We start from the raw sequence: 14,068 nt of genomic DNA on the forward strand, positions 1-14,068 counted from the left end.
CTTTCTATCTAAATTATTGTAATAATATGATTATATTTTCGGCGAAAAAAGCCATTAGAGGTGTGACACTCTAACGGCCTGCTAATTGTATCAATCTAGCTTATGTCTTATTTAACTGATGTAACTGCAGCAAGCGCCTTAATCGTACCTAAGTGAAGCGCTTCGTGAATAACAGCGAAGTTAATCAATTCAGCAACCGTGTTTAGCTTCATTGGCCCAAGTTCTACAGGCTCTGGGAATGCTGTTTCAAGCACCTCAGCTGAAGCTTCGGAAATTGCGTTTAATTGTGCACTTAATTGTTCAAGAAGTTCATCCTTGGATTGTCCAGCTTCTGTCCACGCCGATGGGCGAGAACCTGTACCATATTGTTCGTTATATGTAGCTGGCAAATTGGAGTTAAGAGGGATAGAAGCCGCGCAAAAACGCTCTAAGCTGTTCACAATGTGTCCTACATTCCATCTGATTGTGTTGTTGAATCCAGCAGGCTGAATATCGAACACTTCCTCTGGGATGGATTGTACCGTTCTTAATACCATGCCTCGTACTTTCTGAGCTGTCATAATAACTACATGTGACATATTGAATTCCTCCTTCTGCGGTCGGAAGACGACTCACATCCTTGATCATAGCATAACCGTACATATTAAACTATTCGATTTTTAGGATTAATTTAGCTATTTCCAGCTAAAATATCGAACAGTTGTTTGCCAATGTAGATCGCAATACCCCAAATTAATAATGCAGAAAGTCGATTAAGGAGCAACAAGAATTTACCTTGACCATCTAATTTACCTACTATTCTGCCAACTATAGCTAGACCGAAGAACCATAGCCACGAAATCAAGATCGTTGCCATCGTAAATACAACTTTACTTGAACCTTCATAACTCAGTGAGCTAGTCCCAATAACCCCAATCGTATCTAGAATCGCGTGGGGATTAAGCAGTGATACGGACATGGCGAACAAGATTTGCTTCTTCGTCGTCATGACAGTCGCTTCACCATTCGTACTAGAGGCCACCTGCGGCTTGCTCTTCCAGATGGAATATCCCATATAAATCAGAAATACGAGTCCAATTGCAAAAATAAGCACCTTCAGCCATGTGATCGTAAATACGATGATGGACACCCCGAGCACTGCAAGGAGTACAAGCACCGTATCGCAGATCGCTGCCGTTAATACCGCAGGTAAAGCCTTCGTAAACCTAGATTGATAGGCTCCCTGGTTAAAAATAAAGATGTTCTGCGCACCAAGCGGCAGAATGAGCCCGAAGGCGAGTACAATGCCGTGAATCCATGCTGCTGTCATTAGATTATCCTCCCCTCAATCTAATAGAGCGTATTTAAAAAGTTGGGGCTCTACAGATAAAAAAGCACTAGGCTTACGAAATGGCCTTCCTGCGGAAAGCCTATGAATCTCAATCGTGAATTTTGAATTGATTTAATGGTATTTTCACGATTTCAAAGGTGAACACTCAAACTTTTCCGAAGGAAAAGTACTTCGAAAGCATAAGTTGCTTTTTTCTCTTTCGTTTAACTTTTTAAATACGCTCCCATAGCTACTCATCTTGTAAATCTAACAATATGTATTGTAATCTACCAAAACTCAGGCTTTGCCACCATAAACCACAGCATGACTAGAAGTAGAATCAAATACGTCCACGTAGCACGCTTCAGCGCATGAACGACCTTGTCTACATCTAAATCTGGCTCATTAAACTTTCGTAATTTCGGTGAGAATGCCCTTGCCATGAACAATAATGAGGCGACTAAGATCGCCAGTGTCATCACAATCCAAGAAGTACTCCAAGACCAGTGACCAATGAGGACAAGCCCGATGCCAGAGGCAACGAGCACATGTCCCATATGTTTCGCCAGACGGTTTGCAGAGCGGAATGTATCCAGATATGCATTCCTCGCTGCAAGCTCGGCTGACTTCAATTTCGCTAACATCGGCAATAGAATGAAGAATGGGCCAATGGAGGTAATCGCACTGATGATGTGTATATATAGAAAGAGCTTATACCACATTGCTTTCTGAACCCTTCGTTTCTTTCATTTGTTTACTGCGTAATTGACCACACGCCGCATCAATGTCCGTACCATGTTCCAGACGGACGCTACAGCTAACTCCTTGCTTCTTCAATACATCATAGAAAGCACGAATCGTCTCTTGATCACTACGTTGGTATTGATCGAGCTCATCAACTGGGTTGTAAGGAATGAGATTCACATTCGTAAGCGAACGCTTATCTGTCAGTAGTTCTGCAAGCTCTAGGGCGTGTTCTTTCTGATCGTTCACATCTTTAAGCAGAATATAGCTGATCGTAAGTCTACGCTTCGTCGTTGCCAAGTAATAATCGACTGCATCCATTAACGTTTCAATCGGATAGGCGCGGTTAATACGCATGATCTTCGTGCGCAGTTCATCATTGGGCGCATGTAAGGATACGGCTAGGTTTACAGGCATCTTGTTATCAGCAAACGCTCGAATTTTATCTGGAATACCGCTAGTCGATACCGTAATATGACGCGCACCAATCGCAAGTCCTTTATGATCAATGATCGTGAGCAAGAAATCCACAAGATTATCGTAGTTGTCGAACGGCTCGCCGATTCCCATCACCACAAGATGGCTAACTTTCTCGCCCTTACCTTGTGAATCAAGATCAAGCTGTACCTTCATTAATTGTTCCACGATTTCCCCGCTTGAGAGGTCGCGGCTTTTCTTCAGCAGTCCACTCGCACAGAAACTGCAGCCAATGTTACAACCCACTTGCGTTGTGACGCAGACAGATAAGCCATATTTTTGACGCATAAGTACGGTCTCGATCAAGTTCCCATCGCTCAAGTTAAATAAGAACTTCACCGTACCATCAGCTGATTCTTGCTTCGTATTCACTTCTAACGTTCGGATTGCATAATGTTCTTCGAGTAGTGCGAGACATGCCGGATTTACATCTAGCATCTCTGCAAAACTCGTAACCCGCTTGCGATATAAGTAATCCCATACTTGGGATGTTCTAAATTTCTTGTGTCCACGTTCCAGCAGCCATGCCGCCAGCTGATCCATGGTCATGCCATAAATGGATGGTTTCATCTTCGAAGTCCTCTTTTCAAAAACTATAAAATTCAGTCTGCTTATTATTGTCCCAGAAAGCATTTGTGAAAACAAGGGGAACTGTTGTCAGTTCCTTATATAACACAAAAACGCAAAAAGAGCCCTGATTACAGGACTCCTCGATAATTGCATGTTAGGTGATTATGCGGTGACCCAACTGCTTGTGATTTTGGCTTTTTGCAACAAATGATGGCGATAATGCATCTCTAAGATGTTGAACCAATCGAGTGCATGTAGTGGACCTAAGCGAGGGTGCGCGACGGTATAACTCAGATCTGCCCCGTCCAGCTTAGCTGCAACTTCTTTCATTCGAACTAGAACTGTATTCAAGCCTTGAACGATCTGCTCCTTGCTCTCTGGCTGTGGCGGCGTATGCATAGGAGATGCTGGAACTTTGATTGCAATAGGTGGGAATCCACCGATCTTCTGCATCGTTTGCCAACCTTCAGACTGCTCACCTGTGAACAAGGCTGCATTACCGCTCTGTTCTAAGCACTCCTCTGCATTACGAAGCTGCATGTTATTTGCCGAGTTAATCAGGTGTAGATACATCTGTCCAAGTGACCACTCTTCCTCGTCTACGACTTTCGTTAACTGTTCCAAGCTATATTTGTCTAGTTCTTGTAGGTAATGATTGAGCGTTTCCTCGAATTGCGCTACGGTTTGTGTGATTGATGTTGTCATTAGTTACAGCTCCTCTTTGTTATTGGATAATGTAAGTATACGAAACCATTGCTGACAAGAGGATGTCAGGAAGGATTCATCAATTTCACAATAATTGCTTTCCCCGTTCATTGTATGTCTAGGAATTCGCCTTTAGACGCTCCATCTCCTCCTCAATCCGATCTACATCAACACGCTCGAATAACAATTGCAGATTAGTAATGGGTTGATTCGCAGCCACTTGGATCACTTCCCATGATGGCTTGCCTATCGCTAAGAACCCTCTAATCTTCTCACAGGCAAAAGGTACAAAGGGTTCCAGTAGATTCGCCAAGTTGGCAATAATCTGTACACACGTATTGAGCGTCTGCCCGCTTGCTTCGTGGCTTTCCTTATACTGCGACCAAGGCTTCTGCTCATCGATAAATTTGTTCGCTGCACGCACGGTCGTGAAGATTCGTTCCAATGCTGCCTTTAGATGCCCTTCTTCTATTAAAGTCCCTGCATCGACATACAGCTGTGTTAACTCCTTCTCCCATTCCTTGTTTCGATCACCTTCAGGTACGCGACCATCGAACGATTTGTTAATAAACGATAGCGTCCGATTCACAAAGTTTCCGAATGCGCCTAGCAGCTCGCCGTTATGACTATAGATGAACTCACGCCATGAGAAGTCTGCATCCCGTTTCTCAGGACCATTGGCTATGAGGAAATAACGAATCGAATCTGGGTCATATTGACTGAGCAAATCCGGTACCCACACTGCCCAATTACGACTAGTCGAGAACTTCTCCCCTTCCAAAGTTAAATATTCACCTGAGATGATTCGATCTGGAAGATGCAACTCTCCTATACCTTTAAGCAAGGCTGGCCAGATTAACGTATGAAACGGGATGTTATCCTTGCCATGTACATAATACGACCGAACTTCCTCCCCATTATCCTGCCAAAAGGATTCCCAGCTGCCGCCTGTTTGCCCAGCCCACTGCTTGCTCGCTGACAAATACCCGCTCACCGCCTCAATCCACACATACACCTTCTTCGCCTCGAACCCTGCGACCGGTACATCAACACCCCAAGATAAATCTCTTGTCGCCGCGCGATCTTGCAGCCCTTCCGATAAGTAACGCCTTGTTAGCTGAATCGCATTATCTCTCCAGCCTTGAGACGCATCTACATACTGTTCCAATTCCTCTTGGAACTTAGATAAGGCAAAATAATAGTGCTCAGTCGGTCGTTCCACAGGCGAATTGCCGCAGATTTTACAGGTTTTATCGATCAGATCGGTGGGATCTAATAAGGTAGAGCAATAATCGCACTGATCTCCCCTTGCTCGCTTGCCGCATACCGGACAAGTGCCTTCCACATAGCGATCCGGTAGGAATCGCTCATCCGTCTCACAATACGTCTGGAGTACCGTTTTGGGGTACAAGTATCCTTTTGCCAATAGTTCGAGGAAGAGATCTCCTGCACCACCTGCTGATGAAACGGCTGATCCGTCCGCGTGTACAAGTCATACGTGAATCCAAGCTTGTTAAAGCAATCGACGAATTCCTGATGGAATCGATCTGCGATGTCACTTGGCGCAACACCTTCTTTATTTGCCTGCACCGCAATCGGTGTCCCATAGCAGTCACTCCCAGAGACGAACAGCACCTGATCGCCTTTCGCCCGATAGTAACGCGCGAGCACATCCCCCGGCAGTAAACTCACCAATCTTCCCAAGTGCAGTGACCCATTCGCATACGGCCATGCGCCGCCAATAAATACGTTTGTCATTGAACATTCCTCCTTGTAGAGCGTGCTCAAATATTTGGACCACTTCAGAGAAAAAAACACTTCATGCTTACGAAGTGGCTTTCTTCAGAAAGCCTGTGAGTCTCAATCGTGAATTTTGAATTTAATTTATTGTATTTTCACGATTTCAAAGGCGAACACTTCGTTCCTACAGTGCATTTTTCACTTACGTTAAAATTTTTGTACACACTCATTAATTTTTAAAAACACAAAAAAGCCCTCATCCCGAAGGGACGAGAGCTATGTAGACTCACGTGGTACCACCCAATTTTAATAAATGCCTCGCGGCACTATCCTCTTCAGGTACGACGCCAAATGAAACATGAGCGTTTATACCCTAGCATGTTAACGGATGCAGGTTCCGGCGCAGCCTACACCCCTAGCGGGTTTCGATGCGCAGCTCCAAGACCATATTCCCTTCGCGTGTTCTTTACTCCTTTTCAGCTACCGGAGCTCTCTGTTTAAAGACGTTACGAAGGTACTCTTTCTCATCATCGCTTTTAAGCAAATGGTTTTCAATTAATGGAAATTATATACATCCTATTGCCAAGTGTCAAGACGACACTTCCATCATCTGCTTAATAATTTCACGATTTCTTGATTTAAACATTTCATTGTGTGACGACACCATTGCGCTGTCATCCGCATCAGGTTGAACGAACTGCTTCGCCTTGTTCACGGCATTGGCCGCATCTTGGAAAGCACCTGCAATCAGTTGCAGCTTGCCTTCATGCTTCAAAATGTCCCCTGCCGCATAGAGTCCCGGAACGGACGACTCACTATTCGTGCTGCCTGCGATGTAGTAGTTGTCTGCAATCTCAATGTTGAGATCGCTGTTCTCAAGCAAATCTTTATCCCGTTCATAGCCATGATTGATAACCACTTCATCTATTGCAAGCTGGAACACTTCACCTGACACTTGATTCGTGAGTTCTACGCTCGATATCGCATCATGATTGTCATTGGCTAAGAGCTTCGTAATATTCGTGCTGAAATAGCACTCGACTGAGCTATTTAATAGTTGAGATACCTGCGCTTCGTGACCTTGAAGCGCTTCTTGACGATAGGTTAAGTATACTTTGCGAGCAATCGGCTCTAGTTCATTCGCCCAATCAATCGCAGCATTACCGCCGCCAGATACCAGTACAACTTTATCTTTAAACTGCTTGAGCGACTTCACGGTATAGTGAAGATTCGAAACTTCGAACTTCTCCGCACCTTCTATGTTCAGCTTCTGGGGCTTCAGGATTCCACTACCGACCGCAACGATAACCGTCTTGGAGTAATGCACCACACCTGAGGCTGCATGCAATTCAAATATTTGATCCACATTACGAGTAATACGTACAATTTTTTCATTCAAAGCGACTTCAGGTTGGAAGGTAAGCCCTTGTTCGATAAGTTGCTCCATTAGCTTAGCGCCTGTTACAGGCGTTAGTCCACCGACATCCCATACCATTTTTTCCGGATAAACATGAACTTTACCCCCGAGATGCGGCTGGAATTCAATAATCTTCGTCTTCATCTCACGCAGACCGCTATAGAAGGCAGAGTATAACCCGGCAGGTCCTCCCCCAATAATCGTCACATCAAACAATTGCTCACGTTCCATATCGTCTCGCTCCCCATAAGCTAATTAATATTGATTATCATTCTCAATTAACTATAACCGCATCTTTTTCAAATAACAAGAGAGTATTGACAAATTTGTCTGAGACCTTTATGTTAAGTATCGTGACTTAAATGATAATGATTATCAATATCGTTATGTGAATATGCTCGTAAGATAGCACTCGCCTGAAGGAGGTTATATGCAATGATAGCTCGCCTATACACAGATGACTTAAGTATTGGCTATGGTGAACAATATATAGTGAAAGATTTAAACGTACGCATTCCTGATAAGAAGATCACGACGATTATTGGGTCTAACGGCTGCGGTAAATCCACTCTACTCAAAGCACTCACACGCATAATTCCGCATCAGTCTGGAACGATTATTCTCGATGGTGCCAACATTGCTAAGGAAAACACGAAGCTGTTAGCTCGAAAAATGGCCATATTGCCACAAACACCCGAGAGTGCAAGTGGACTTACAGTCGGTGAACTCGTCTCTTATGGTCGATTCCCTTATCAATCTGGTCTCGGGCGACTAACGCCACAAGATATTGAAGTGATTGACTGGGCTCTTGAGGTGACGGGAACTGGGGACTTCAAATACCGTCCTGTCGATGCGTTATCTGGTGGACAGCGGCAGCGCGTATGGATTGCGATGGCGCTCGCGCAGCAAACCGAAATTATTTTCCTAGATGAACCGACGACTTATCTGGACATGGCACATCAACTCGAAGTGTTGGAACTGCTCCAGAAGCTCAATCAAGAACAAGAACGCACCATTGTCATGGTATTGCACGACTTGAACCAAGCTGCTCGCTTTGCAGACTACATCATTGCACTTAAGGACGGACAAATTGTTAAAGCAGGCACTTGTGAAGAAGTCATTAATCACGATGTACTAAAAGAAGTGTTCCAGATCGATGCCGAAATCGGTATTGATCCACGAACGCAAAAACCAATGTGTGTCACATATAACCTACTTAAAGGAGTTTAATTTACATGAAAAAGTTCTTATCCCTTATACTTATGGCTTCACTCGTTCTACTGGCTGCATGTGGCAGTCCATCTGCTTCTAAGGAAAGCGCATCTCCTGATGCGAAACAACCTGAGAAGACAACGATCACGTACCAAACGGAATCCGGACCACTCGAAGTACCAGCAAATCCAAAGCGTGTCGTTGTTCTCTCTTCTTATGCGGGTAATGTGATGTCACTAGGTGTGAATCTAGTTGGTGTTGATTCTTGGTCGAAGCTAAACCCTCGTTTTGACAAGTTAAAAGATGTTGCCGAAGTGTCTGCCGAAAACGTAGAAAAGATCATTGAGCTGAATCCCGATCTTATCATCGGATCGTCAACAGATAAGAATCTCGATAAATTGAAATCTATTGCTCCTACTGTGACTTACACATACGGTAAAGTCGATTACCTTACACAACACCTCGAAATCGGTAAGGCGCTAAACAAAGAAAAAGAAGCAAAAGCTTGGGTTGATGATTTCAAGAAACGCGCTGGACAAGCAGGTACTGACATCCGTGCCAAAATCGGTGAGAACGCAACCGTTTCTGTAATCGAAGGTTTCAACAAGCAAATGTACGTATTCGGCGACCATTGGGGTCGTGGTACAGAAATTCTATACCAAGAAATGAAACTAAAAATGCCGGCAAAAGTGAAGGAGAGCGTAGAGAAAGAAGGTTATTTCGCAATCTCGCTTGAAGTGCTCTCTCAGTTCGCAGGGGACTACGTGATTTTCAGTAAGAATAGTCAAGAAGATAACTCCTTCCAACAAACTGACACGTACAAGAACATTCCTGCTGTGAAAAATAACCGAGTGTACGAAGCCGATGCGCAAGCGTTCTACTTCAACGACCCACTGACACTCGACTTCCAACTTGAGTTCTTTAAGAAGCATTTCTTAGGTTAATAAACCGATGGTCAAAGAAAAACCTACAACCATCTCATTCTTCATTAAACTAATAGCAGGGCTTGCCCTGCTTGTTATTATGTTCACTGGCGCGATGATATTCGGCGCTGCCAATACCTCCGTACAAGACGTATGGCAGGCCATAACCGCTCAAGCTGGCGGGGAGAACTATTCGATTATCCGCGAGATTCGATTACCCCGTGAGCTTGCCGCTATACTTGTCGGCAGTGCGCTTGCTGTCTCTGGTGCGATTATCCAAGGCATGACGCGCAATCCGCTGGCGGATCCAGGTTTACTTGGACTTACAGCAGGTTCTAGTGCAGCACTTGCACTCACCATGGCATTCTTACCAAAAGCGAATTACATGATCATTATGATCGCATGTTTTATCGGTGCTGCTGTAGGTGCACTGCTTGTCTTTGGGATTGGCGCTTTAAAAAGAGGCGGTTTTACGCCGATTCGGCTTGTTTTTGCTGGTGCTGCGGTATCGGCTTTCTTAGTTGCTGTATCTGAGGGTGTCAGCCTTGCTTACAAAATATCGCAAAGTGTATCCCTCTGGACTTCAGGGGGACTGATCGGTACAACGTGGGATCAATTGCAGCTCATCTTCTGGTTTATTGCTGCGGGACTCATTATTGCTATGCTGCTCGCAAGGCAACTTACGATCCTCAGCCTCAGTGAAGAAGTCGCAGTTGGACTCGGGCAGAAGACGACGCTTATTAAAGCGATCTTATTCCTTGTCACGATCTTGCTAACTGGCGCATCCGTTGCATTAGTTGGCAATATGACGTTCATTGGACTCATGATTCCCCATATGGTTCGTGCGATTGTTGGTACAGACTATCGCTATGTGGTGCCGATGTCAGCCATCACTGGTGCTTCATTCATGCTGCTTGCGGACACAATTGGACGCACACTTAATATGCCTTACGAGACACCCGTGATCGCGATTGTTGCGATGATCGGCTTGCCCTTCTTCCTCTTCATCGTACACAAAGGGGGGCGCTCATTCCTATGATTCACCAAGCTATTGTTCGTAAACAACGAATTATTGTCACCTTACTCGTACTGCTCATTGTCGGTACGACGATCGTCAGTATGGGCATGGGCTCTGCCAAACTCTCTTATGATCGACTGATCCCGACTTTGTTTGGACAAGGAACATTTAAAGAAACTTTCGTCTTGTATTCCATTCGCATGCCTCGCATCATCATTACGCTGCTCGCGGGAATGGCGCTTGCCCTTTCAGGGGCGATTCTGCAAAGTATTACGCGAAATGAGTTAGCAGACCCGGGAATAATCGGCATTAATGCAGGGGCAGGCGTAGCGATCACGGTTTTCTTCCTATACATGCCAATCGATGTTGCATCATTCGCCTACATGCTGCCTATCGTTGCATTTATCGGGGCATTAGCTACGGCAACGATCATCTATCTATTCTCTTATCAGAAAAATGCCGGTCTACAGCCCGTGAAATTGGTGTTAACCGGCATCGGATTCGCAATGGCATTATCCGGTGTGATGATGGTTCTAATCTCATCGGTTGAACGAACGAAAGTTGATTTTATTGCGAAATGGATCGCCGGTAATATATGGGGAGCAGATTGGCCGTTTATCTGGGCGATCTTGCCTTGGCTTATCGTGCTCATTCCATTCACGTTCTACAAAGCAAATCGACTCAATCTCATCGCCATGAATGAACCGATAGCCATTGGAGTCGGTGTACAACTAGCCAAAGAACGACGTGTACTTTTACTTACCGCAGTTGCACTTGCAGCAGCAGCCGTATCCGTTACAGGAGGAATTGCCTTCATCGGCTTGCTCGCACCGCACATTGCTAAAGCGCTTGTCGGCCCTAGGCATCAACTGTTCTTACCGGTTGCTATTCTCGGCGGCGGCTTCCTACTGCTGCTTGCGGATACAATTGGACGGCAAATCGTTGCACCAGACGGTATTCCAGCTGGGGTTATGGTCGCGCTAATCGGTGCACCGTACTTCGTCTATCTTCTGCTTAAAAAATAACGCAAGAAAGCTCCACCTTGATCACCAAGGTGGAGCTTCTTTATTGTCCGCATATAACGGTCATCAACCTCTTAACCAAACACCCGCTTTATGCCCTTCGCTACTTCATTCATCGCATCTTCCGCTTGCGGGAAATACCCGATCTTATCCATAAACGCATGGTCCATGCCGTTATAGCGAATCATCTGTGTGTTCACGCCCGCACGCTGCAACTTTCTCGCATACGCTTCACCTTCACGTGTTAAGAAGTCATATTCCGCTGTGATGATCAGTGTCTCTGGCATGCCTTTCAAATCTGTAAGCAGCGGCGAAGCGTACATATCCGTTGGAGGTACGACTCCTTGCAGATAGACAGCGTTCAGCATTTGCGTAGAACCAGCCATACCTTGCAGGCCGCCGCTAATCAGCTCGCGATGCGCATCCGCAATCGTGTAATCTTCTAGTTTCCACTCATAGTCATCGGTTGTCGCACCAGCCATATTGACTGTTGGATAAAGCAGCGCTTGGAACTTGATAAGTCCTGTCCCTAATTCGCGATCTTTCAGTGCACATACCGTGGACAGATTGCCGCCTGCGCTGTCTCCGCACACTGCAATTTGGTCTGGATTTACTTGCAAGGATGACGCGTGCTCATGTACCCACTTCACCACATCCCAGCAATCGTTAAAGCCTGCAGGATACGCATGCTCAGGAGCTAGACGGTAATCCACCGAGATGACCACCGCATTCGCCTTCTCTGCGATAGCTTTACATGGATTCTCCACGACGTCTAACGTACCGCCGAAGAATCCACCTCCATGGAAGAACACAACTGCGGGCATAGCGGCATCGCTTTCCGGTGTATAGATGCGCACAGGAATTGAAGCTTCCGAACCTTCAATCGTTCTGGCTTCTGTCCGAATTGGCTTTGTCGTCACATCCGTATTCGGCCAACCCATCCATGCTCGCATACCTACAACCATCGCCATTGGGTCAACCTGACTTGGATCCGACTTCGGCATTGCCGCAAGCTTCTCCATCATCTTCAAGGTTTCACCAAGTACACGTTCGTCCATAACGCCTTCTGCATCGGAATCGGGAAGCAGCTTACAAGTGATATCCATCCCCTTCACATGCTTTACGACTGTGCGATGTTCAAGTGCAGTTACCATCCGTTTATATTCTTCTTTGTTCATCATTAGTCATTTCCTCCCCTGTTCATGATTACGTCAACAAATACTGTTCGATTACAACCTTGTGTCCCACAGATCACAGAATGGATCGACTGGATTGACACCTTTAAACGGTGAACGACCGAGCAGTTTCTCAACAACCGCCTCTTGTACATAAGAACTCGCTGAGTACGCATTTACATAGGTCTTTACTTGAGGTAAATCTTGCAGGTGATACGGACTTGCCACGGAAACACATACCGTCGGAAGTTCGGTTAAGAACCACGGCATATCTGCTCCGAATGGTGCAGCAAAGTTCACACGTACCGCCGTCTGGTTACTCTTCGTCTCCAGATTAATATAGTACAGAACTAGATCATACTTCGACTTTAAGCTCTCAACAGACTGCATAAGGATACTGAAATCAAATTCACCTCGTGGGAACAACTCCACTTCAAAGCCTTCCTTCGTTAATTGATCCATGAACCCTTTATACGTACCCTCTCCGCCAAAGTGTCCCGCTTCATCCCCTAAGACGAACAACAACACGCGCTTGTGACGCTCTACACTCAGTGGCAATAAACTTTGAGTATCCTTCACCAAAGTAACAGATTGATCTGCACATTCTTGCGCCCACTGCTCATGCTCTTCACACTTCAATACAGATAAAGCTTCGGCACTTGGTACAAGCGTTCCTTCCGCTTGCTTACGGTGTAACCCTAATGATGCTTTCAGTGCGAGAATACGCGTTACCGCCTCATCTACACGTTCCATCGTCAAGATACCGTTCTCAATACCTTTACGCATAAATTCGTAATCTTCACGAATATCGCGATTAAACAAGAACATGTCGCAACCTGCTGCAATCGACTTCGGAACCGCAATCTCACGCTTCTCCGCCATCGTAAACCCACCCATTAAGGACGCATCTGTTACGATCATCCCGTTAAAGCCAAGTTTCTCGCGCAACAACCCATTCAATAGTTCAGGAGCAAGTGTTGCTGGCATAATGTCCTTATCTTCCATACCCGGCACAAGCGCTTTGGAATAAGCCGGCATCGTAATATGACCGATCATTACTGTACCTGCTCCTGCTTCGATCATCTCTTTATAGATATGACCATACGTACGATCCCACTCTTCAATCGATAGCGTATTGTGTGTAACGTGTAAATGTTGATCACGCTCATCCACACCATCACCTGGGAAGTGCTTAATGGACACCGCCACATTCTGCTCATGAATCCCTTTCATATACGCCTTGGACATTCGCAGCACACGCTCAGGATCAGAGCCGTACGTACGAATGTTCGTTATCGGGTTACGGAAGTTCATATCGATATCAATTACCGGTGCGAACGCCCAGTTACAGCCAACCGCACTACCTTCACTTCCAGCCACAACACCAAGACGATAACCCATCTCCTCGTTATCTGTCGCTGCAACTTCCATTTGCTTACCGAAAAAGGTTCCATCTGACGCAATTCCGTTACCACCGGCTTCTAGATTCGCAGCAATTAAGAGCGGAATTGCGGAGTTGTCCTGCAAATAGCGATGTGTTTCTTGTACCTCAGCCCCAACACCTGGACGATACATAATTCCACCTGGCTGAAAATGATCGATCAGATTCTGCAAATCTTGCTTATCTTGGCTAAATCCGATTGGGCAGAATAGCTGACCAATCTTCGCTTCCATACTTAGAGATTGAAGTTTCTCTTCTACCCACTGAATATCTGCATCATTCAAATTGAATGGTTTCGCTTTTAAATTAATCATC

At 45.5% G+C, this 14,068-nt stretch carries 12 protein-coding genes, 1 pseudogene and 1 other annotated feature; of the genes and pseudogenes, 4 read left to right on the plus strand and 9 right to left on the minus strand.

Features of this window, described 5'->3' with window-relative positions; translation table 11 throughout:
* Nucleotides 1-107 precede the first annotated feature (107 nt).
* The 7 genes and pseudogenes from NV379_RS09150 to NV379_RS09180 form a co-directional block, all read right to left on the minus strand.
* A complete protein-coding gene (locus NV379_RS09150; protein ID WP_258206983.1) occupies nt 108-578 on the minus strand; it encodes a DinB family protein in 471 nt (156 codons plus the stop codon).
* 92 nt (nt 579-670) lie between these two features.
* On the minus strand, nt 671-1,309 hold the full coding sequence (locus NV379_RS09155; RefSeq protein WP_258206984.1) for a LysE/ArgO family amino acid transporter: 639 nt from the start codon (nt 1,307-1,309) through the stop codon (nt 671-673).
* Between the two features lie 287 nt (nt 1,310-1,596).
* Nucleotides 1,597-2,031: a hypothetical protein gene (locus tag NV379_RS09160; protein ID WP_258206985.1), complete on the minus strand. Its 435-nt coding sequence runs from the start codon at nt 2,029-2,031 to the stop codon at nt 1,597-1,599.
* Nucleotides 2,021-3,100 carry a dual-specificity RNA methyltransferase RlmN gene (rlmN, locus tag NV379_RS09165; protein ID WP_258206986.1) on the minus strand — a complete coding sequence of 360 codons (1,080 nt, stop codon included), beginning with the start codon at nt 3,098-3,100 and terminating at the stop codon, nt 2,021-2,023. Before rlmN ends, NV379_RS09160 begins: the two co-directional genes overlap by 11 nt.
* Before the next feature lie 162 nt (nt 3,101-3,262).
* Nucleotides 3,263-3,805 carry a DinB family protein gene (locus NV379_RS09170; RefSeq protein ID WP_258206987.1) on the minus strand — a complete coding sequence of 181 codons (543 nt, stop codon included), beginning with the start codon at nt 3,803-3,805 and terminating at the stop codon, nt 3,263-3,265.
* 118 nt (nt 3,806-3,923) lie between these two features.
* Nucleotides 3,924-5,563: pseudogene (metG, locus tag NV379_RS09175) on the minus strand (methionine--tRNA ligase).
* Between the two features lie 244 nt (nt 5,564-5,807).
* Nucleotides 5,808-6,085, minus strand: a binding site (T-box leader).
* Nucleotides 6,086-6,134: 49 nt separating this feature from the next.
* A complete protein-coding gene (locus NV379_RS09180) occupies nt 6,135-7,193 on the minus strand; it encodes an NAD(P)/FAD-dependent oxidoreductase (RefSeq protein ID WP_258206988.1) in 1,059 nt (352 codons plus the stop codon).
* A gap of 207 nt (nt 7,194-7,400) precedes the next feature.
* Between NV379_RS09180 and NV379_RS09185 the strand changes: the two genes are divergently transcribed.
* The 4 genes from NV379_RS09185 to NV379_RS09200 are packed head-to-tail and all read left to right on the plus strand — an operon-like array spanning nt 7,401 to nt 11,140.
* On the plus strand, nt 7,401-8,192 hold the full coding sequence (locus NV379_RS09185) for an ABC transporter ATP-binding protein (protein WP_258207195.1): 792 nt from the start codon (nt 7,401-7,403) through the stop codon (nt 8,190-8,192).
* 5 nt (nt 8,193-8,197) lie between these two features.
* On the plus strand, nt 8,198-9,118 hold the full coding sequence (locus tag NV379_RS09190) for an iron-hydroxamate ABC transporter substrate-binding protein (protein WP_258206989.1): 921 nt from the start codon (nt 8,198-8,200) through the stop codon (nt 9,116-9,118).
* Nucleotides 9,119-9,125: 7 nt separating this feature from the next.
* The gene (locus tag NV379_RS09195) at nt 9,126-10,136 is read left to right on the plus strand and encodes a FecCD family ABC transporter permease (RefSeq protein WP_258206990.1); all 1,011 of its coding nucleotides are present in this window, start codon (nt 9,126-9,128) and stop codon (nt 10,134-10,136) included.
* Entirely contained in the window at nt 10,133-11,140 is a 1,008-nt protein-coding gene (locus tag NV379_RS09200) for a FecCD family ABC transporter permease (protein ID WP_258206991.1), read from the plus strand. The genes NV379_RS09195 and NV379_RS09200 overlap by 4 nt, the downstream gene beginning before the upstream one ends.
* 71 nt (nt 11,141-11,211) lie before the next feature.
* On the opposite strand, the gene NV379_RS09205 is transcribed toward NV379_RS09200, so the two are convergent.
* Nucleotides 11,212-12,318 carry an alpha/beta hydrolase gene (locus NV379_RS09205; protein WP_258206992.1) on the minus strand — a complete coding sequence of 369 codons (1,107 nt, stop codon included), beginning with the start codon at nt 12,316-12,318 and terminating at the stop codon, nt 11,212-11,214.
* A 48-nt stretch (nt 12,319-12,366) separates the two neighbouring features.
* On the minus strand, nt 12,367-14,067 hold the full coding sequence (locus tag NV379_RS09210; RefSeq protein WP_258206993.1) for a glycoside hydrolase family 3 protein: 1,701 nt from the start codon (nt 14,065-14,067) through the stop codon (nt 12,367-12,369).
* Nucleotide 14,068: the final 1 nt, after the last annotated feature.

The organism is Paenibacillus radicibacter (assembly GCF_024721995.1).
GTDB classification, from domain to species: domain Bacteria; phylum Bacillota; class Bacilli; order Paenibacillales; family NBRC-103111; genus Paenibacillus_AM; species Paenibacillus_AM radicibacter.